Genomic DNA, 19806 nt, shown 5'->3' with positions numbered 1-19806 from the left:
CCCGGCCAGGTGACCGGCACGGTGACGGATGGCGCCGGATGACCGCCGGGGGCGTCCGGCCGCCGGGGCCGTCAGGGCCGCCGGCGCCTCAGGGCTCGGCCAGCCGGCGCATCACGGCCCGGGGGACGAACTCGGAGATGTCACCGCCGAGCTGGCCGACCTCCTTGATGAGGGAGGAGGACAGGTGGGCGTAGCGCCCGTCCGAGGGCAGGAACACGGTCTCCACACCGGTCAGGTGGCGGTTCATCGCGGCCATCGGCATCTCGTAGTTCAGGTCCGTGGTGTTGCGCAGGCCCTTGATGATGGCATTGGCCCCGGCCTTGCGGCAGAACTCCGCCAGCAGCCCCTCCCCCATCGGCACCACGGAGATCCCCTGCAGGGACGAGACGGTCTCCCGGATCATCTCGATGCGGGTCTCCGGGTCGAAGCGGTGGCTCTTGGCGTAGTTGGTGGACACCGCCACGATGACCTCGTCGAAGAGGTTGCTGGCGCGCGCGATCACCTCCACGTGCCCGTTGTGCAGGGGGTCGAAGGATCCTGGGCAGACGGCGCGACGCATGCACCGAACATACTATGGAGCACCATGGGAACCACAGCGCCCGCCCGAGGCCCGCAACCCGACGACACGGGGCCCACGCGGCACCCGTCCACGACCCGGGACGGACGCCCCGAGCCCTGGCGGCGCACCGCCGCGGCGGCGGGGCTGCTGGCCGGAGGCGTCCCCACGCCCACCGTCTTCGAGGCCATGACCGCACTGGCCACCCGGCACGGGGCCGTGAACCTCGGCCAGGGCTCCCCGGACGAGGACGGGCCGGCATGGATCCGCGACCGTGCCGCCGAGGCGATCCGCACCGGCGCGGACCGGGCCAACCAGTACGCCCCGGGGTTGGGCCTGCCCGTCCTGCGGCAGGCGGTCAGCGCCCACCAGCGGCGCCACTACGGCCTGGAACTGGACCCGGACCGGCAGGTCCTGGTGACCACGGGAGCCACCGAGGGCATCGCGGCCGCCCTGCTGGCCCTCGTCGGCCCGGGCGACGGGGTGGTGGCCTTCGAGCCGTACTACGACTCCTACGCGGCCATGACGGCGCTGGCCGGTGCCCGGTTCACGGCCGTCCCGCTGCGGCCCCCGCACTTCCTGCCGGAGCCGGAGGCCCTGGAACGCGCCCTCGGCCCGGACACCCGTGTGGTGGTCCTCAACACCCCCCACAATCCCACGGGTGTGGTCCCGGACCCGGTGCTGCTCGGCCGGCTCGTCGAGGTCTGTGCCCGGCACGGGGTCCTGATCCTGTCCGATGAGGTCTACGAGCACCTGGTGTACGACGGCCGGCACCACCCCGTCTCGGCCGTCCCCGGGGCGTGGGAGCGGACCCTGACCGTGTCCTCGGCCGGCAAGAGCTTCTCGCTGACCGGGTGGAAGGTGGGCTGGGTGACCGGGCCGGCCGAACTGGTGGCGGCCGTGCGGGCGGTCAAGCAGTTCCTCACCTACTCCACGGGCCCGGCCTACCAGTCGGCCATCGCCGGGGCCCTGGCCGACGGCGACGTCTTCCTCGCCGGCCAGCGGGACCGCTTGCGTGCCTCCCGCGACCGGCTGCTCGCCGGGCTGGGGGCGGCAGGCCTCGATCCGGTCGTGCCCGCCGCGGGCTACTTCACGGTGACCGACCTGTCCGCCGTGGGCCTGGACGATGCTGCGGCGGCCACCGAGGCGCTCGCCGCCCGGGCCGGCGTCGTGGGCATCCCGGTGAGTGCGCTGTGCACACCCGGCCCCGGGACCGGTGGCCCGGAGGGCACCGCCGGTGGTCCCGACGACGGCGACGGAGACGGTGCGCGCCGCTTGCGGTCCTGGATGCGCTGGGCGTTCTGCAAGCCGATGGACACCATCGAGGACGCGGTGCGCCGGCTCGCGGCGCTGCCGGCGGTCTCAGCCGGCTGAGTGCCCCGCGCCGTCCCCGGCGCCAGCGTCGGGGTCGCCGGACGCCGTATCGTCCGGGCCGAGACAGTAGTACAGCACCGTCTCCCCGTAGGTCCGTGCCTCGAGCACCTCGATCCCCGCGGGCCACTCGGGCTCGACGGACCGGACGGATCGCTCGAGCACCAGCAGGCCCCCGGGGGCCATCACCGCCGCGATCCGCTCCAGGGTCGCGGTCAGCGCCGGCCCCTCCAGCGGGTACGGCGGATCGGCCAGCACCAGGTCCCAGGGCCCGGCACCGGCAGGCCCGGACAGGACCTGGTCGACGGCCCCGACGGCCACCTGGACCACGTCACGGCCCAGCCGGTGGTTCACGGCCGCGGCGTTCTTCCGGCACACCCCGGCGGCCCGGCGGTCCCGCTCCACCAGCAGGACCCGTGCGGCCCCGCGGGAGGCGGCCTCGCCACCGAGCGCCCCCGAGCCGGCGAACAGGTCCACCACGGCCGTCTCCTCCAGCCAGCCGCGCGCCGCGAGCCACGAGAACAGCGCCTCCCGCGTGCGGTCGGTGGTCGGCCGGGTCCCGTCCCCCGGCACCGATGACAACTGCAGTCCACCGGCCTGGCCGGCGATGATCCTGGGCATATGCGTCCCTCAGCCCTTCTCCAGGTAGTCGCCGCTTCCGACGTGCCCGGCCTCCCAGGCGGCAACGGCCGCGGCCAGCGCCGGGTGGCCCTCCAGCGTCCCGTCGGGGCCCTGGTGGTCCTCGATCCAGCCTGCGGCGAGGTCGATCAGGTCGGCGTGACGCAGCACCTTGAGCACCTTCAGCCGGCTCCCCCCGTGCTGGGCCGCACCGAGGATGTCGCCCTCCCCCCGCTGCATCACGTCGGCCCGGGCGATCTCCAGCCCGTCCTGGGTGCCGGCGACCACCTCGAGGCGTTCCACCGCCGGGTGACCGTCCGGCAGGCGGGTCGCCAGCAGGCAGATGGACGGGGCGGTGCCCCGCCCCACCCGGCCACGCAACTGGTGGAGGGTGGACAGGCCGAACGCGTCGGCGTCCAGGATGGCCATCACGGTGGCGTTGGGCACGTCCACGCCCACCTCGATCACGGTGGTGGCCACGAGCACGTCGACCTCACCCGCCACGAACCGGCCCATGGCCTCTGCCTGCGCCTGCTGGTCCTGCCGCCCGTGGAGACCGGCGATCCGTGCACCCCGCAGCGCGGGCAGCTCCCGCAGCCGGGGCACCATGTCCTCCACCGCGGCGTCGTGACGACGGTCGCGGGACGCGGCCGCGCCGCCGTCCCCGTCTGCCTCGTCGGCCGCGCCGGCGTCGGTCGGGTCGATCTTGGGACAGACCACGAAGGCCTGGTGGCCGGCGGCCACCTGCTCGGCGATCACCTCCCACACCCGGGCGATGATCCGCGGGCCGTGGGCCATGCGGGCGACGTGGGTGGCCACCGGCTGCCGTCCCGAGGGCAGCCCCGGGAGCACGGTCAGGTCGAGGTCACCGAACACCGTCATGGCCACGGACCGCGGGATCGGGGTGGCGCTCATGACCAGCAGGTGGGTTCCGGGGTTCGCCCGGCGCAACGCCTCGCGCTGGTCCACGCCGAAGCGGTGCTGCTCGTCCACCACGGCCAGCCCCAGGTCGGCGAACTGGACGGTGCCGGAGAACAGCGCGTGGGTGCCCACCACCAGCCCCGCCTGGCCGGAGGCGATCTTCAGCAGGGCCTCGCGGCGGGCGGCGGCGGGCATGGAGCCGGTCAGCAGCACCACCTCGGTGGCGGGTCCGTCCGGTGCGTCGAGCCGGCCGGCCCGCCCCAGGGGGCCGAGGACGGACACCAGCGAGCGGTGGTGCTGGACGGCCAGCACCTCGGTCGGGGCCACCAGCGCGGCCTGGCCGCCGGCGTCGACCACCTGGAGCATGGCACGCAGCGCCACGAGCGTCTTGCCGGAGCCGACCTCGCCCTGCAGCAGCCGGCTCATGGGATGGTCGCGGGACAGGTCCGCGGACAGCACCTGGCCGGCGGAGACCTGGCCGGCGGTCAGGGTGAACGGCAGGCGTCGGTCCAGCGCGGACCGCAGGCCCTCCTCGACCGCGGGCCGGGCCACCGCCCGGTGGGCGGCGCTGGCGTGCCGGCGCACGGCCAGTGCACCCTGCAGCACGAGCGCCTCGTGCAGGGCGAACCGGCGGCGCGCCCGGTGGGCGTCGCGCACCTCCACGGGCCGGTGGATGTCCCGGTACGCCTGGGCCAGGGACGGCAGGGGGACGCCGTCGTCCGCGGCGTCCTCAAGCAGGGCGGCCGGCACGGGATCCTCGACGCCGGCCCAGTCCAGGGCGTCCAGCACGGTGGACACGGAACTGCGCAGCACCCAGCTGGGGACCTTCGCGGTGGCCGGGTACAGGGGAACCGGGGCGAGGTCCTCCCGGTCCGGTTGCTCGGAGTCGTCCAGCACCGAGAAGTCCGGGTTGTTCAGGGTCAGCTCACCGCGGTAGAGGGCCGTCTTGCCGTGGAACATCGCGCGCAGCCCGGGCTTGAGGCGGCGCTGGGCGTCGTAGCCGTTGAAGAAGGCCATGTCGAGGCTGGCCGGACGTGAGGTGTCGTCGTCCGTCACGGTGACGTCCACGATGAAGCCGCGCCGGGAGTGCATCGGACGCCTGCTGGCGGACACCACCCGGGCGACCACCGTGACCTGCTCGCCCACGGGCAGGGAGGCGATGGCGGTCATCTCCCCGCGCTCGATCCAGCGGCGCGGGAAGTGCTCCAGGAGATCCCGGGCCGTCCGCAGGCCCAGCTCCCGCTCCAGGCGCTGAGCGGTCTTGCCGCCCAGGAGCCGTTCCAGCGGCTGGTCGAGCGGGTCGGGGCTCACCCGGACTGCCCCGGATCCTGCAGCGGGGTGACGACCAGGTTCTCCGGGGTGCCGGCCTTGCGGACCAGCGCCTCGGCGGAGGCGTGGTCGTCCACGTGCACGTGCAGTCGCCAGCGGACGGGCCCCTCGCCGTCGGCCGGGGCGTCCACCGGGCTCATGATCACGGAGTCACCCACCTCGTTGAGCTCGAAGCGCAGCGTCGCGGCGGTCAGCGGGTCCAGGGAGATGCTGCACATCAGTTCGTAGCCGACCGGCGACTCCCTGCCCTGGTGGATGTGCGGGTCCCCCGCGGAGAATCCGTGCAGGCCATCCAGCAGTCCGGGGTCGATGCCGGTGCCCAGGACGGTGGCCCGCAGTGAGTCCAGCACCAGCAGCAGCCCCAGGCCGCCGGCGTCCACCACATGGGCCTCGGCCAGTGCGGGCAACTGGCCCTCGGTGTTCACCACGGCCTGCCACGCGGCGTCCACCACCGCGTCCAGGGCGTTGCCGAGTTCCTTGCGGCCCCGGAGCTGGTCGTCGGGCAGGTCGGCGTGCCGGGAGACGTACTCGGAGGCCGCCCGGGAGGCCGTGGCGAGCACCGTCAGCATGGTGCCCTCCTGGGGGTCGGACAGGGCGGCCCAGGCGCTGGCCCGGGCGCGGTCCAGCGCCACGGCGAGGGAGGGCGCGGTCATCCGCTCATGACCGGTCAGCGGTTCGGACATGCCGATGAGCATGACGGCCAGCAGGGTGCCCGAGTTGCCCCGGGCCTGGTCCAGGGCCGCGCGTCCGGCGATGGACAGCGCCTCCCCGACGTCGTCCGCGGACCGGTCCTCGAGGGCTGCCCGCGCGGCACGGACCGTCCCGTAGAGGTTGGTGCCGGTGTCCCCGTCCGGGACCGGGAAGATGTTGATGGCGTCCATCCGGTCCGAGGCGTTGCCCAGGGCGGTCTCCGACAGGGCGAGCCACCGGTGCACCCGGGAGGTGGCCCGGGGGGACTGTGCCTCCTCCGTCATGCCGGGTACCTCAACGCAACCGCATGTCCGTCAGCGCCTTCTGGCCGTTCCGGTCACTGGACTCGGCGGATCCGCGGCCACCCTGGGCGCGCCGGCTCGAGGTCGGCTCCACGACGTCGGACTGATAGGCGTACTGGTAGGCGTAGTAGGTGCCGCGCTGGTTCGGCACGCGGGTCAGGACCAGGCCCAGCAGGCGCGCGTCCACGGACTCCAGGCTGTCCAGCCCGCCCTGCAGCTGTTCGCGGTGCACGTAACCGTCCACGCGCGTGACGAGCATGACGCCGGAGGCCATCGCGGCCAGGACCGTGGGATCGGTGACCGGCTGCAGCGGAGGTGCGTCGAGCAGGACCATGTCGTACCGGCCCTCGAGCTGGTGCATGAGCCGCCGCATGGCGTCCGAACCGAGCAGTTCCGAGGGGTTCGGCGGGATCTCACCCGAGGTGAGCACGTCCAGCTCGCCGTCCGGCCCCCACGGCTGGATGGCGTCCTCGAGGTCGATCTGGCCCGACAGGACGGTGGACAGCCCGACGGCCCCCTCCAGGCCCAGCGTCTTGGCCACTCGCGGACGGCGCAGGTCGGCATCGATGACCAGCACGCGGCTTCCGGACTCGGCGAGCATGATGCCCAGGTTGCAGGCGGTGGTGGTCTTGCCCTCGCCCGGGATCGGGGAGGTCACGACCACGGACTGGGTGCCGCCGTCGACGTTCGTGAACTTCAGGTGGGTGCGCAACTGGCGGTAGTTCTCGGCCCGCGGGTCGAACTGGTCGTCCAGGGAGATGATGGCCTCGTCCTCGGCGTCCTTGTGGTCGGCGAAGGCACCGAGCACCGGGGCGTCCGTGACCCGCTCGACGTCCTCGCGGCTGCGGATACGGGAGTCCAGCAGGCTGCGCAGCAGGGCGAAGGCGACGCCGAGCGCGGCACCGACCACGAGGCCGAGCACCAGGTTGAGCGCCACGCGGGGGCTGGACGGGGACACCGGCACGTCCGCGCTCTCCACGACGGACAGGTCCACCAACGGGTCGCCACCCCCCTCGGGATCCTCGACCGCGTAGACGGTGGCGATCAGGGACTCGGCCACCGCGTTGGCGATCTCGGCCGACCGGGCCGGATCCTCGTGGCTCGCGGACAGGTTGATCAGCACCGTCTGCGGCGGGGCGGTGGCCTCCACGGTCGCGGCGAGCGCCGTGGGGCTGGCGTCCAGGCCCAGCTCGTCGATGACCGGCTGCAGCACGCGCGGGCTCTTGGCCAGGGTGACGTAGGACGTGACGCGCTTCTCCGAGAAACTGGAGCCCTGCAGGATGTCAGTGGCGGTCTCCCCCGAGTTCACCGCGACGAAGATCTGGGTCCGCGCCGTGTAGGTGGGCTTCGTCAGCGCCGTGGCGCCGGCCGCGACGGCGACGCCCAGGAGGGTGATCAACAGAATCGACAGCCAATTGTTCCGCAGGATCCGGATGTAGTCGCGCAGGTCCAAGTCGCGATCCTTTCTGGTTGGTCCCGGTCACCGACCGGTTCGATACGACGCCATCTCGCCCTGGCCCAACCCTGGGCCGGTGGTCGCGATTGCCTGTACGTCCGGCCAGGCGGCCGATTGTCCCCGCACCCGGCCGACGCCAGGGGTCGGCAGCGTGAACATGTCGGCGTCGCCGGACCGGAGGTCTGTCATGGTCCTCCCCCGGCCGGCCAACGTGCCGACGGTGGGGGAATCGTCCATGGTCAGGTAGGGGGATAGCTCCGTGACCACATCGGTGATCCTACCCGGAGTTCCCGTCACCACCGGCGTCAGGAACGCGGGGTCGATCGCTCGCGGGGGGCAGGGCCGATCCGTCACCCGGACCTCACCGCATCCGGCGGTCGAGGCCACGTCGGGGAGATGTCCCACCGTCTCGGCGTCACGGCGCACAGGGTGGGACAAGGGGGTCCTCCGCGATCGGGCTGGGTCGGCATGTCGGTGGAGAGCGCACACCTGGGGACCCGGCCCGGGACGACCCCCCTCTTCCGCGGCGCTGGGAACCATGCTACGTCACGGTCACGGCCAGCCGTCGTAGGCTGGGTGGATGCTTTCGCGCGGTGTTGACTCCGAGGTTCGCGTCCGATCCGCCGGTTCCGGCGGTCCGGCCCAGGCCGGTCTCCCCTGCCGTCCCGCGGGGCGGCCGCGCGCCGCCGGGCGCCGGAACGCCGCGCTCGGCGTGGGGATGGTGGCCGCCGGCCTCCTGGTGACCGGTTGTGCCGCGCCGGTGGCCGACGTCGAGCCCGCCCCGGAGGCCACTGACCCGGTGTGCGCCGAGGCCATGGTGGCCCTGCCGGACGCCGTCGCCGGCCTGGACCGGCGCGAGACGGACAGCCAGGCCACGGCGGCCTGGGGCGAGCCCTCGGCCGTGATCCTGCGCTGCGGGGTCCCGACCCCCGGGCCGACCACCGAACACTGCGTGACCGCCAACGGGGTGGACTGGGTGACCCGGGACGACGGCGAGTTCTGGACGCTGACGACCTACGGGCGCACGCCGGCGGTCGAGGTGCTGTTCGACGACACCCGTGCCGCCTCGAGCTCGGTCATGGTGGACCTGGCCCCGGCCGTCTCGAGGATCCCGGCGACCGGGGGCTGCACGTCGGCGCCCACGGAGACCATTCCGGCGACGCCCGGACCGACCGGGTAGCGCGGGCCGACGGGGTGGTGCGGGCCGGCGTGGACGCTAGTGCAGGCCGGTCCCGCGCTCCACGGCCAGGGTGATCAGTTCGTCGATGAGCTCCCGGTAGCCCAGGCCTGAGCGCTCCCACATGGCCGGGTACATGCTGATCGGCGTGAACCCCGGCATCGTGTTGATCTCGTTGATCACGAACCGCCCGTCCGGGGTGTAGAAGAAGTCCACGCGGGACAGGCCCTCCGCGTCCACGGCCTCGAAGGCCCGCACGGCCAGCTCCTGGACCTCGGCGATGGCGGCCTCCGGCAGGTCCGCGGGGCAGGACAGGTCCGCTGCCGTGTCGTCCTGGTACTTGGCCTGGAAGTCGTAGAACTCGTGCTGCTGGGCTCCGGCGTGCACCACGATCTCACCCGGCAGGGAGGCCCGGGGACGGTCCGTGCCGTGGCCGTCCAGCACGGCGCACTCGATCTCCCGGCCGGCGATCCCCGCCTCCACGACGACCTTGGGGTCCAGCTCCCGGGCGACCCCGACGGCGGTGCGCAGGCCCTCGCGGTCGGTCACCCGGCTGATCCCCATCGACGACCCGGCGCGGGCGGGCTTGACGAACAGCGGGTAGCCCAGGGCCTCGGCCCGGTCCAGGGCCCGTTCCGGGGCGGTCAGCCACTGCCGGTCGGTGATGGTCTCCCAGGGTCCCACCGCGAGCCCGGCGGCCTGGAAGGCGATCTTCATGAAGTGCTTGTCCATCCCGACGGCGGAGGCGAGCACGCCGGGGCCCACGTAGGGCACGTTGGCCATCTCCAGCATGCCCTGCAGGGTCCCGTCCTCCCCGAAGGGGCCGTGGAGCAGGGGGAACACCACGTCGATGGGCCCGTGGGACTCGGCATCGGTGGCGGACGTCAGTTCGTGTCCGCCGTCCGGGGTGGCCCCCAGCACGAGGGGCTGGTCCGGTTCCGGGACGGAGGGCAGCTCGGTGCCGGTCAGGTTCCACTGGGCGGTGTCCGCGGCGACCGCCGACCAGCGGCCCTGCGTGGTGATGCCCACGGGCACCACCTCGTACTTCTCCGGGTCCATGGCGTTCAGGACACCGGCGGCCGTGATGCAGCTGATGGGGTGCTCGGAGGAGCGGCCGCCGAACAGCACAAGCACGCGCAACCGGCCGTCCCGGCCCGAACCCGGGCAGTGCTTGTCTCCGACGCTGCCGGGACGGAGGGCTGGGTCCTGGGTCAATGTCGTCCTTCCGGTTTGAGGTCGCGGGCCAACAGGAGCCCCGCGAGGGTGTCGACGTCGAGTCTGCCAGCGATGACGGCGTTGATCGCCTCGCTGATGGGCATCTCCACGCCGTGTCGGCGCGCGAGGTCCACCACGGCCGAGACCGACTTCATGCCCTCGGCGGTCTGGCGCAGCCGGGCCGTGGTGGCCGCGACGTCGAGCCCCTGTCCGAGGAGCCGGCCGGCGCTGCGGTTGCGGGACAGGGGCGAGGCGCAGGTGGCCACCAGGTCCCCCAGGCCGGCCAGTCCGGACAGGGTCTCCGCCCGGCCGCCGAGCCGCACGGCCAGGCGTGAGGTCTCGGCCAGTCCGCGCGTGATGATCGACGCCTTGGAGTTGTCGCCGAGGCCCTGTCCGTCGCAGATGCCGACGGCCAGGGCGATCACGTTTTTGACGACCCCGCAGATCTCCACGCCGACCACGTCCGTGTTCGTGTAGGGCCGGAAGTAGGGGCCGTAGACCCGTTCGGCGACCCAGGCGGCGGTCCCGGGCGAGGCCGAGGCGACGACGGTCGCCGTCGGTTCCTCGCGCGCGATCTCGAGGGCCAGGTTGGGTCCCGAGACCACGGCGAAGCGGTCCGCGGCCAGGCCGAGCCCCTCGGCGCACAGCTCGCTCATCCGCGCGTCGGAGCCGCGCTCCAGCCCCTTCACGAGGGAGACCACGACGGCGTCCGGGGCCAGGTGCGCACGGATCTCGGGCAGGTGCCCGCGGACCTCCTGGGCGGGGATGGCCAGCACGACCATGCCGGCGCCCGCCACGGCCGCGGCGAGGTCCGTGGTCGCGGTCAGCGCCTCCGGCAGGTCGATGTCCGGCAGGTAGTCCGGGTTGCGGTGCGCGGCGTTGATGCCGGCGGCCACGTCCGGGCGGCGCGCCCAGAGCACGATCTCCGGATCGGCGAGGCCGCGCTCGGCGGCGCTGTCTGCCAGCACCTTGGCGAAGGTCGTCCCCCAGCTGCCGGCACCGACGACGGCGATCCGTTCGCTGCGGGGGGTCTCGGGTGCCGGGCCTGCCGGGGCGCGGTCCGCCGCGACCGGGGGCCCGCCCGGCGTGCGGGAACCCGTCATGCCTGGACCGTCTCCCGCTGGCCGGTCCGCGGGTTCCAGCGCCCCTCGGGTGCCTTGTCCCCGCGCAGGACCTCCAGCTCGGAGGAGATGGCGGACATGATGCGTTCGCTCGCGGTCTCCAGCACGGCCCGGGTCAGCGGCGCCTCCCGCAGGTCGTCCAGGGACACCGGCGTGCCGACACGGATCCTGCCGGTGTGGCGGGGCCGCACGGAGGGCACCGTGGCGGTCTGCGGCAGGACCTCCTGGATGCCCCACTGGGCCACCGGGATCACCGGGACCCCGGTCTTCAGGGCGAGCCGGGCCGCCCCGGTCTTGGCCTTCATCGGCCACAGGTCGGGGTCGGAGGTCAGCGTGCCCTCCGGGTAGATGATGATGGCCCCGCCCTGGGCGAGGACGGCGTCCGCGGCCAGCAGGGAGTCGTTCCCGCCGCGGGAGCGGTCGACCGGGATCTGCCGCATGGCGGTGAGCAGCCCGCCGATCACCGGCAGCTGGAACAGTTCGGACTTCGCCAGGAAGTGCGGGAGGTGGCCCTGCTTGTACACGAAGTGGCCCATGGCCAGCGGGTCCAGGTTGGACACGTGGTTGGCGCAGACGATGAAGCCCGAGTCCGGGATGTTCTCGGTGCCCTGCCACTCCTTGGCCATGATGGCGTTGAGTCCGGGACGGACCAGGAGGGACGCGGCGAAGTACCCGGCGCGGAGCCCGGCTGGTGCGGTCAAGACAGTCTCCTAGCGGCTGATGCGGCTGAGCTCGACGTCGGCGCCGAGGCCGGTCAGCTTGTCCATGAACTTCTCGTAGCCCCGGTTGATGATCTCGATGCCGGTGGCCTGCGAGGTGCCCTTGGCGGCCAGGGCCGCGATGAGGTGCGAGAACCCGCCGCGCAGGTCCGGGATGTCGAAGTCCGCCCCGTGCAGCTCGGTGGGTCCGGAGATCACGGCCGAGTGCAGGAAGTTGCGCTGCCCGAAGCGGCACGGCACCGAGCCCAGGCACTCCCGGTGCAATTGGATCGAGGCGCCCATGCGTACCAGGGCGTCCGTGAAGCCGAATCGGTTCTCGTACACGGTCTCGTGGACGATCGACACCCCTTCCGCCTGCGTCAGGGCGACCACCAGGGGCTGCTGCCAGTCGGTCATGAATCCCGGGTGGACGTTGGTCTCGAGCACCAGCGGCTTGAGCGCGCCGCCGCCGTGCCAGAAGCGGATGCCCTCGTCGTCGACGTCGAACTCCCCGCCGATCTTCCGGTAGGTGTTCAGGAACGCCGTCAGGTCACGCTGCATCGCGCCCTCGACGTAGATGTCGCCCTGGGTGACCAGCGCGGCGGAGGCCCAGGAGGCGGACTCGTTGCGGTCCGGGATGGCGCGGTGGTTGAAACCGGAGAGCTTGCTGACGCCCTCGATCCGGATGGTCCGGTCGGTCTGGACGGTGATGATCGCGCCCATCTTCTGCAGGACGGCGATCAGGTCGTGCACCTCGGGCTCGACGGCCGCGCCCTTGAGCTCCGTGATGCCCTCGGCCTTGACGGCGGTCAGCAGCACCTGCTCGGTGGCCCCCACGGAGGGGTAGGGCAGCTCCAGCTTGGCGCCGGTCAGTCCCTTGGGCGCGGAGATGTGGATGCCGCCGGGACGCTTCTCCACGACGGCCCCGAAGCTGCGCAGCACCGTGAGGTGGAAGTCGATCGGCCGGTCGCCGATCCGGCAGCCGCCGAGGTCCGGGATGAACGCCTCCCCGATCGAGTGCATCAGCGGCCCGCAGAAGAGGATGGGGATGCGGGAGTCCCCCGCGTGGGCGTCGATCTCCGAACTCGTGGCGGACTTGGTCTGCGCCGGGTCCATGGTCAGGTCACCCGAGACCGGGTCCTTGCTGACCTTCACGCCGTGCACGGAGAGCAGTCCGGTGACGATGTCCACGTCCCGGATCTCGGGGACGTTGCGCAGCACGGACGGCTTGTCGCCCAGCAGTGAGGCCACCATGGCCTTCGGCACCAGGTTCTTGGCGCCCCGGACGCTGACGCGCCCCTCGAGCGGCTTGCCGCCGTTGATCGTCAGCAGATTTCCCATAGACAGTGGACATCCTCCGTGGCCCGCCGGGTCGGGCCGTAGCTTCGTGATGGATCCACTGGGGTGGTTCGCCCGGGGGCGCGGATCCGCATCCCAGCATACGGCCCGAAGAGGGGTCAGGCCGTGCGTGCGGGCAGCGTGGCGGGCTTGAACGGGGGCCTGGCGGCCTCGAAGGCGGAGATCTCGGCCTCTGTGCGCAGGGTGAGGCCGATGTCGTCCAGCCCCTCCATGAGCCGCCACCGGGTGTAGTCGTCCAGCTGGAACCCGGCCGTCACGGCGCCGCAGCTGACGGTGCGGCCCTGCAGGTCCACGGTGACCTCGGTGCCCGGGTGGTTCTCGAGCTCCTTCCAGATCAGCTCGATGTCCTGCTGGTCCACCTCGGCGGCCACGAGGCCCTGCTTGCCGGCGTTGCCGCGGAAGATGTCCGCGAAGCGCGCCGAGAGCACGGCCTTGAAGCCGTAGTCCTTCAGCGCCCACACGGCGTGCTCGCGCGAGGATCCGGTGCCGAAGTCCGGGCCGGCCACCAGCACGGACCCGGAGTTATACGGCTCACGGTTCAGGACGAATTCCGGGTCCTTGCGCCAGCCGGCGAAGAGGGCGTCCTCGAAACCGGTCCGGGTGATGCGCTTGAGGTAGACGGCCGGGATGATCTGGTCCGTGTCCACGTTGGACTGCTTGAGCGGGACACCGATTCCGGTGTGACGGGCGAACGGTTCCATGATCAGGCCTCCTGGAACTGGGACTGACCGGCGGTCAGGTCGGACGGGGATGAGAGCGTGCCGCGGATGGCGGTGGCGGCCGCGACCACCGGGGAGACGAGGTGCGTCCTGCCCCCCTTGCCCTGGCGGCCCTCGAAGTTGCGGTTGGAGGTGGACGCGCAGCGCTCCCCCGGTGCCAGCTGGTCCGGGTTCATGCCCAGGCACATGGAGCAGCCGGCGAAGCGCCACTCGGCGCCGAAGTCCTTGAAGACCCGGTCCAGGCCCTCGGCCTCGGCCTGCAGGCGCACCCGCGCCGAGCCCGGGACGACGATCATCCGCACGTCCTCGTCCTTGGCCTGCCCCCTGATGATGGAGGCGGCGGTGCGCAGGTCCTCGATGCGGGAGTTGGTGCAGGACCCGAGGAAGACCGTGTCCACCCGGATGTCCTTCATGGGTGTCCCGGGCCTCAGGTCCATGTACTCCAGCGCCCGTTGCGCGGCGGCCTGGGCGTTGGGATCCTCGAACTGCTCCGGGGAGGGCACGGTGTCACTGAGGGACACGCCCTGGCCCGGGTTCGTGCCCCACGTGACGAAGGGCTCGAGCGTGTCGGCGTCGAGGAACACCTCGGCGTCGAAGCTGGCACCCTCGTCGGTGGGCAGACTGCTCCAGTACTGCACGGCCGCGTCCCAGTCCTGTCCCTGCGGCGCGTGCGGGCGGTCCTTGATGTACTCGAACGTGGTCTCGTCCGGGGCGATCATCCCGGCGCGGGCGCCCGCCTCGATCGACATGTTGCAGATGGTCATGCGGGCGTCCATGGACAGGGACCGGATGGCCGAGCCGCGGTACTCCAGCACGTAGCCCTGGCCGCCGCCGGTGCCGATCTTGGCGATGACGGCCAGGATGATGTCCTTGGCGGTGACGCCGTCGCGCAGCGTGCCCTCGACGTTGATCGCCATCGTCTTGAACGGCTTCAGGGGCAGGGTCTGGGTGGCCAGCACGTGCTCGACCTCCGAGGTGCCGATGCCGAACGCCAGCGCGCCGAAGGCCCCGTGCGTGGAGGTGTGCGAGTCGCCGCAGACCACGGTCATGCCCGGCTGGGTCAGGCCCAGCTGGGGTCCGACGACGTGCACGATGCCCTGCTCGGCGTCGCCCAGGGAATGCAGCCGGATGCCGAACTCGCGGGCGTTGTCCCGCAGGGTCTGGATCTGCTTGGCCGAGACCGGGTCGGCGATCGGCTTGTCGATCTCCAGCGTGGGCGTGTTGTGGTCCTCGGTGGCGATCGTCAGGTCGGGCCGGCGGACGGGGCGTCCGGCGAGCCGCAGGCCCTCGAAGGCCTGGGGGCTGGTGACCTCGTGGACCAGGTGCAGGTCGATGTAGAGCAGGTCCGGGGTCTGCGCCTCTCCGGCACCCTCACCGGGAACGACCACGTGGTCCTGCCACACCTTCTCGGCCAGCGTGCGCGGGGCCGCCGGATTGACTGCGTTCTCGGGGATCTCTGCCATCTCAAGTCCTTCCACCTGTGACCGTTCCACTGTGGCACCGCGTGCGGGGCGCGGCCAGCACCTCAGACACAATCTCATATATTGAGACGCTAGTATCAGAGTATGGACATCCCTCCGACCTCGCCCCAGCTCCAGGCGTTGCACCGGCCCAGCGGTGTCGGCGTCGTCGACAAGGCCGCTGCGATCCTGGACGCCCTGGAGGCCGGCCCCACCTCCCTGGCCCAGCTGGTCGCCGCCACGGGCATCGCCCGCCCGACGCTCCACCGGCTGGCGGCCGCCCTGGTCCACCACCGGCTGGTGGGACGTGACCTGCAGGGCCGGTACATCCTCGGCAGCCGCCTGGGAGAACTGGCCTCCGCCGCCGGCGAGGACCGCCTGACCTCCGCGGCGGGGCCGGTGCTGACGCGGCTGCGGGACGCCACCGGCGAGAGTTCCCAGCTGTTCCGGCGGCAGGCGGACAGCCGCGTCTGCGTCGCCAGCGCCGAGCGCCCCGTGGGCCTGCGGGACACCATCCCGGTGGGCACCCGGCTGTCCATGAAGGCCGGTTCGGCCGCTCAGGTGCTCCTGGCCTGGGAGGATCACGAACGGCTCGTCGAGGGGCTCTCCGGCGCCGTGTTCACCCCCACGGTGCTGGCCGCGGTCCGGCGTCGCGGCTGGGCCCAGTCCCTGGGTGAGCGCGAGCCGGGCGTCGCCTCGGTGTCCGCCCCGGTGCGCAGCCCGAGCGGCCGGGTCATCGCGGCGGTGTCCATCTCCGGCCCCATCGAACGGCTCACCCGCCAGCCGGGACGGGTCCATGCCGAGACCGTCATGCGTGCCGCGCTCAACCTGACCGAGCTGGTGCGCTCGGCCGAGACCACCTCGTCCTGACCCGTGTGTCCGGCCGGCGGCCGCTCAGGAGGACGCCAGGACGGCCCGTTGCGGCTCGTCACTGGTCCAGCAGGCCGAGCAGGTCCTCTTCGAGGAAGGGCGTCAGGGACCGGGCGTAGGTCGAGGAGATGTGTCCGCTGGCGTCCCGGTAGACCACGGTGTTGCCGATCACCGCCGGACAGAGGTCCTCGGTGCAGAAGTACTCGGTCAGGTCGACCACGCCGGCGCCCTCCACGCGGGAGGCCGCCCGTGGCAGGGGATCCACCCTGGCCAGGGCCTCCTCGCGGGGCACCCCGCAGTCGTTGTCCGTGACGGAGAACCCGATCCGGGTCAGGCACTGGATGGACTCCTCCGTGGCGGCGGGCACGTCGGTGACCGCGATGATCCGGGTCCCCCGGACCGCCACGGGCTCCCAGGCCCGGACGTACAGGTCGGTCCGCTCCTGGAGCGGCCGGGAATCGTCGTAGCGCGAGGAGGTGACCAGCACCGCGTCATAGGGCTCGCCGGTCAGGAGGGCCTCCTCGGCGTCCTGCAGGGGGCCGTAGCAGTTGTCCCCCGCCTCGTGGACGTACCAGTGGCAGGCGAAGCCGGTGAACACGTCCAGCTCCCAGCCGTGGCGTTCCGCCACCGCCTCGACGGCCGGAAGGAACGAGGCCGCGTGGCTGTCCCCGATGAGTGCCACCCGGAGCGTCCCGCCCGGGTCACCCAGGTCGCAGTCCGGGAAGGCGGGCCCGTCCTTGGATCGCCAGCACTGGTACTGGCCGCCGGTGTCCTCGGCGAAGGTCTCCAGGGACGGCAGCAACCGGTCCCCCAGCAGGCCGGCGCAGTCCTCCCCGGCCGCCATCGCCGCAGCCCCCAGGCACCCGCCCTTCACGGTGGGGGCCGGTGCCGCGTCGATGGCCTCGGCCGAGCCGGCCAGGACGGACTCCTGACCGGAGGGTCCGTCGTCCGCTGTCGCGGCGTGGTCCCAGCGGACCGCGAACGCCGCCAGGACGACGCCGGCGCCCGCCACGCACACCACCGCGACGGCCGCGACCGTCCGCAGCGCACCGGGCCGGCGCCCACGTCGGCCGTCGTGCTCCCCCTCGCGCGTGAACCACGCCTCGCGGCGAAGCGGGTCCTCCACCAGGTGGTAGCTGCAGACGGAGAGGACGGGCACCAGGATGAGCGACCACAGGTAGTACCGGATCCCGTCACCGGGCGTCAGCGCGGTGACGAGGACCATGACCGGCCAGTGCCACAGGTACAGGGAGAAGGAGATGTCACCGACGTAACGACTCACCGGGTTCGTCAGTGGCCACGGGCCGGTGGACCGTGCTCCGATCCCCGCGGCGATGACCACGGCGACCGAGACCACCGGGAACAGCGCCAACGGCGCCGGGAAACCCACGTGGCCCGGCGCGAGCCAGATTATCGACACGGCCATACCCGTCAAGCCGAGCCATGCCAGCGGGGAACGCAGTCGTTCGGGGAGCCGGGCGAAGACAGGGGCCAGGACGGCCAGGAGCGCACCGACCCCCAGTTCCCAGGCCCGGGACGCCGTCGAGAAGTAGGCGACCGTCGGGTTCAGGGCCGTTTCCGCCTGCGCCCAGGAGAACGAGGCGACGATCAGGGCCAGGACCGTGACGGCCAGTACTCCACGCCGGACGGCCAGGGTGCCCCGGGCCCGTGCCACGATGACCAGAACCACCAGCAGGAGCCACGGCCAGACAAGGTAGAACTGTTCCTCCACGCCGAGGGACCAGTAGTGCTGCAGCGGCGAGGGCAGGGCGCCTTCCTGGAAGTAGTCCGAGCCGCTGATGGCGAACCGCCAGTTGCCCGCGAAGACGAGGGACCACAGGGCATCACCCATCGTGGTGACGGTCCTCGTCGTGGGGAAGAGCAGGCTCGCCATCACGACGGTGACGAACAGGACCAGCACCGATACCGGCATGATCCGCTTGAACCGGCGCACGTAGAACGAGCGGAACGAGATGCTCCCGGTGCGTTCATACTCCCGGAGCAGGAGGCCGGTGATGAGGAAACCGGAGATCACGAAGAAGATGTCCACCCCGACGAAACCACCCCTCGGCCAGCCTGCGAGGTGGTCCATCAGGACGGCCAGGACGGCCAGGGCCCGGAGTCCCTGGATGTCGCGACGAGGGGACGTGGGCAGGCCACCGGGAGGAGACTGCCGCTCCTCTGCGGCCAAGGCCTCGGTCATGGCTCCCCCGTATGTCAGCGACGCGATGGCCACAGCATAGGTTCACCACGGAGGGGCGCCCCTACTCGATTTACACTTGCTGGATCCGCCGGGCCCTGCGGACCGCGGCCAGCGCTGAGGCGTCCGTGACGTGGAGTTCTCCTCCCGTTGGCCCGGTGTTCGACCGCAGGTTCGGCCGATCACCGGTTCGGCCCTTATCCTGCCCGGAGACCGCCCGCGGTCTGGACAGTTTCCCCGACCGGACAGGAGCGACTCCCGCCGTGACGACCCTTCCCGCACCCCAGGACGCCCAGGGCCCTGCCACCTCCCCCCTGCGGATGTCGGTGGTGGGGACGGGGTATCTGGGGGCGACGCATGCGGCGTGCATGGCGGAGCTGGGGTTCGAGGTGCTGGGGCTGGACATCGACCCGGCCAAGGTCGAGGCCCTGTCCAGGGGGGAGTTGCCGTTCCACGAGCCCGGGCTGCCGGAGCTGCTCGTCAAGCACGTGCGCTCGGGCCGGTTGCGGTTCACCACCTCCTACGCCGAGGTCGGTGCGTGGGCCGATGTGCACTTCATCGGGGTGGGCACCCCGCAGAAGCCCGGTGAGAGCGCGGCGGACATGCGCTACGTGGATGCGGCCGCGGTGTCCCTGGCCGAGCACATCAGCCAGGACGCGCTGATCGTGGGCAAGTCCACCGTCCCGGTCGGCACCGCCGAACGCCTGGCCACCCTGATCGCCGACACCCGCGCCGCCACCGGGATGCCCGGGGCGGTTCAGCTGGCCTGGAACCCGGAGTTCCTCCGCGAGGGCTTCGCCGTGGCCGACACCCTGACCCCGGACCGCCTCGTCGTCGGGGTCACCTCCGCCCACGCCGAGCAGGTGCTGCGTGAGGTGTACGCACAGGCGCTGGCCGCCGGGACCCCGTGGATTGCCACGGACTACGCGACCGCGGAGCTGGTCAAGGTCGCCGCGAACGCGTTCCTGGCCACGAAGATCTCCTTCATCAACGCCTTCAGTGAGATCACCGAGCACGTCGGCGGGGACATCGGCACCCTGGCCGACGCGATCGGCCACGACCCCAGGATCGGCCGGCGCTTCCTGAACGCCGGGGTCGGGTTCGGCGGGGGCTGCCTGCCCAAGGACATCCGCGCCCTGCAGGCGAGGGTGAGCGAGCTCGGCCTGGACCGCACCATGCGCTTTTTGGCCGAGATGGACGACATCAACCTGCGCCGCCGCGACAAGGTCGTGGACCTGGCCGTCCAGGTCCTCTCCCACACCCTGCACGGGGCACCCCGGCGGGCACCCAACGGCGGGGCCGGGCACACCCCGGACCCGGTCTCCGTCCAGGTCCTGAACGGGGCGCGGATCGCGATCCTCGGGGTCACCTTCAAGCCCGACTCCGACGACGTGCGCGACTCCCCCGCCCTGGACGTGGCCAACCGGCTCTACACCGCCGGGGCCGACGTGGCCGTCTACGACCCGAAGGGCAACCCCAACGCCGCCGCCCGGTTCCCCCGACTGGACTACGTGAACACCAGCCAGGCGGCCCTGACCGGGGCCGACCTGGTCATCCTGCTCACCGAATGGGACGAGTTCAAGGCCCTGGACCCCACCCACGTCGCCACCCTCATGAACCGGCCCACCATCATCGACGCCCGCAACGTCCTGGACCCCTCCACCTGGCGCCAGGCCGGCTTCACCCACGCCGCCCTCGGCCACCGCTTCGACCCCGCGCAGTGACCGCCGGGCACTGAACCCCA

The 19806-nt window shown here is 72.2% G+C and carries 16 protein-coding genes; 4 read left to right on the top strand and 12 right to left on the bottom strand.

Annotated features, from left to right (window positions below; translation table 11 throughout):
* Positions 1-88: 88 nt before the first annotated feature.
* The gene (coaD, locus tag GGQ69_RS03740; RefSeq protein ID WP_183524790.1) at positions 89-559 is read right to left on the bottom strand and encodes a pantetheine-phosphate adenylyltransferase; all 471 of its coding nucleotides are present in this window, start codon (positions 557-559) and stop codon (positions 89-91) included.
* Between the two features lie 24 nt (positions 560-583).
* On the opposite strand from coaD, the gene GGQ69_RS03735 reads away from it, so the two are divergent.
* Positions 584-1930, top strand: coding sequence for an aminotransferase class I/II-fold pyridoxal phosphate-dependent enzyme (locus GGQ69_RS03735; protein ID WP_183524787.1), 1347 nt, complete (start codon positions 584-586; stop codon positions 1928-1930).
* On the opposite strand, the gene rsmD is transcribed toward GGQ69_RS03735, so the two are convergent.
* Genes rsmD through GGQ69_RS03715 form a run of 4 tightly spaced genes read right to left on the bottom strand, consistent with a single transcriptional unit; the run spans position 1919 to position 7240 of the window.
* Positions 1919-2548, bottom strand: coding sequence for a 16S rRNA (guanine(966)-N(2))-methyltransferase RsmD (rsmD, locus tag GGQ69_RS03730; RefSeq protein WP_183524784.1), 630 nt, complete (start codon positions 2546-2548; stop codon positions 1919-1921). The genes GGQ69_RS03735 and rsmD overlap by 12 nt on opposite strands.
* Positions 2549-2557: 9 nt before the next feature.
* On the bottom strand, positions 2558-4777 hold the full coding sequence (locus GGQ69_RS03725; RefSeq protein ID WP_183524782.1) for an ATP-dependent DNA helicase RecG: 2220 nt from the start codon (positions 4775-4777) through the stop codon (positions 2558-2560).
* Positions 4774-5769 carry a DAK2 domain-containing protein gene (locus tag GGQ69_RS03720; RefSeq protein WP_183524780.1) on the bottom strand — a complete coding sequence of 332 codons (996 nt, stop codon included), beginning with the start codon at positions 5767-5769 and terminating at the stop codon, positions 4774-4776. The genes GGQ69_RS03725 and GGQ69_RS03720 overlap by 4 nt, the downstream gene beginning before the upstream one ends.
* 10 nt (positions 5770-5779) lie before the next feature.
* Complete coding sequence (locus GGQ69_RS03715; RefSeq protein ID WP_183524776.1) at positions 5780-7240, bottom strand: polysaccharide biosynthesis tyrosine autokinase; 1461 nt, start codon at positions 7238-7240, stop codon at positions 5780-5782.
* A 583-nt stretch (positions 7241-7823) separates the two neighbouring features.
* Between GGQ69_RS03715 and GGQ69_RS03710 the strand changes: the two genes are divergently transcribed.
* The gene (locus tag GGQ69_RS03710) at positions 7824-8423 is read left to right on the top strand and encodes a DUF3515 domain-containing protein (RefSeq protein WP_255459410.1); all 600 of its coding nucleotides are present in this window, start codon (positions 7824-7826) and stop codon (positions 8421-8423) included.
* Between the two features lie 36 nt (positions 8424-8459).
* On the opposite strand, the gene GGQ69_RS03705 is transcribed toward GGQ69_RS03710, so the two are convergent.
* The 6 genes from GGQ69_RS03705 to leuC form a co-directional block, all read right to left on the bottom strand.
* Complete coding sequence (locus GGQ69_RS03705) at positions 8460-9560, bottom strand: D-alanine--D-alanine ligase family protein (protein WP_183528257.1); 1101 nt, start codon at positions 9558-9560, stop codon at positions 8460-8462.
* 71 nt (positions 9561-9631) lie between these two features.
* Positions 9632-10738: an NAD(P)H-dependent glycerol-3-phosphate dehydrogenase gene (locus GGQ69_RS03700; RefSeq protein ID WP_221243340.1), complete on the bottom strand. Its 1107-nt coding sequence runs from the start codon at positions 10736-10738 to the stop codon at positions 9632-9634.
* Positions 10735-11457: a 1-acyl-sn-glycerol-3-phosphate acyltransferase gene (locus tag GGQ69_RS03695; protein WP_183524773.1), complete on the bottom strand. Its 723-nt coding sequence runs from the start codon at positions 11455-11457 to the stop codon at positions 10735-10737. The genes GGQ69_RS03700 and GGQ69_RS03695 overlap by 4 nt, the downstream gene beginning before the upstream one ends.
* Positions 11458-11466: 9 nt before the next feature.
* Complete coding sequence (murA, locus tag GGQ69_RS03690; protein ID WP_183524769.1) at positions 11467-12795, bottom strand: UDP-N-acetylglucosamine 1-carboxyvinyltransferase; 1329 nt, start codon at positions 12793-12795, stop codon at positions 11467-11469.
* Between the two features lie 116 nt (positions 12796-12911).
* Complete coding sequence (gene leuD, locus GGQ69_RS03685) at positions 12912-13514, bottom strand: 3-isopropylmalate dehydratase small subunit (protein WP_183524766.1); 603 nt, start codon at positions 13512-13514, stop codon at positions 12912-12914.
* Between the two features lie 2 nt (positions 13515-13516).
* Complete coding sequence (leuC, locus tag GGQ69_RS03680) at positions 13517-14995, bottom strand: 3-isopropylmalate dehydratase large subunit (protein WP_183524763.1); 1479 nt, start codon at positions 14993-14995, stop codon at positions 13517-13519.
* Positions 14996-15097: 102 nt separating this feature from the next.
* Here leuC and GGQ69_RS03675 point away from each other — a divergent pair, with 102 nt between their 5' ends.
* On the top strand, positions 15098-15862 hold the full coding sequence (locus tag GGQ69_RS03675; RefSeq protein ID WP_370577096.1) for an IclR family transcriptional regulator: 765 nt from the start codon (positions 15098-15100) through the stop codon (positions 15860-15862).
* 58 nt (positions 15863-15920) lie between these two features.
* On the opposite strand, the gene GGQ69_RS03670 is transcribed toward GGQ69_RS03675, so the two are convergent.
* On the bottom strand, positions 15921-18065 hold the full coding sequence (locus tag GGQ69_RS03670; protein ID WP_183524760.1) for an acyltransferase family protein: 2145 nt from the start codon (positions 18063-18065) through the stop codon (positions 15921-15923).
* Between the two features lie 317 nt (positions 18066-18382).
* Between GGQ69_RS03670 and GGQ69_RS03665 the strand changes: the two genes are divergently transcribed.
* On the top strand, positions 18383-19786 hold the full coding sequence (locus GGQ69_RS03665) for a UDP-glucose/GDP-mannose dehydrogenase family protein (RefSeq protein WP_183528252.1): 1404 nt from the start codon (positions 18383-18385) through the stop codon (positions 19784-19786).
* The last annotated feature ends 20 nt before the right edge of the window (positions 19787-19806 follow it).

The sequence above is a fragment of the Micrococcus sp. TA1 genome (assembly GCF_014199555.1).
Classification (GTDB): Bacteria; Actinomycetota; Actinomycetes; order Actinomycetales; family Micrococcaceae; genus Citricoccus.
The sequence above is the reverse complement of the archived record's forward strand: the minus strand, read 5'-3'. Positions and strand labels throughout refer to the sequence as shown.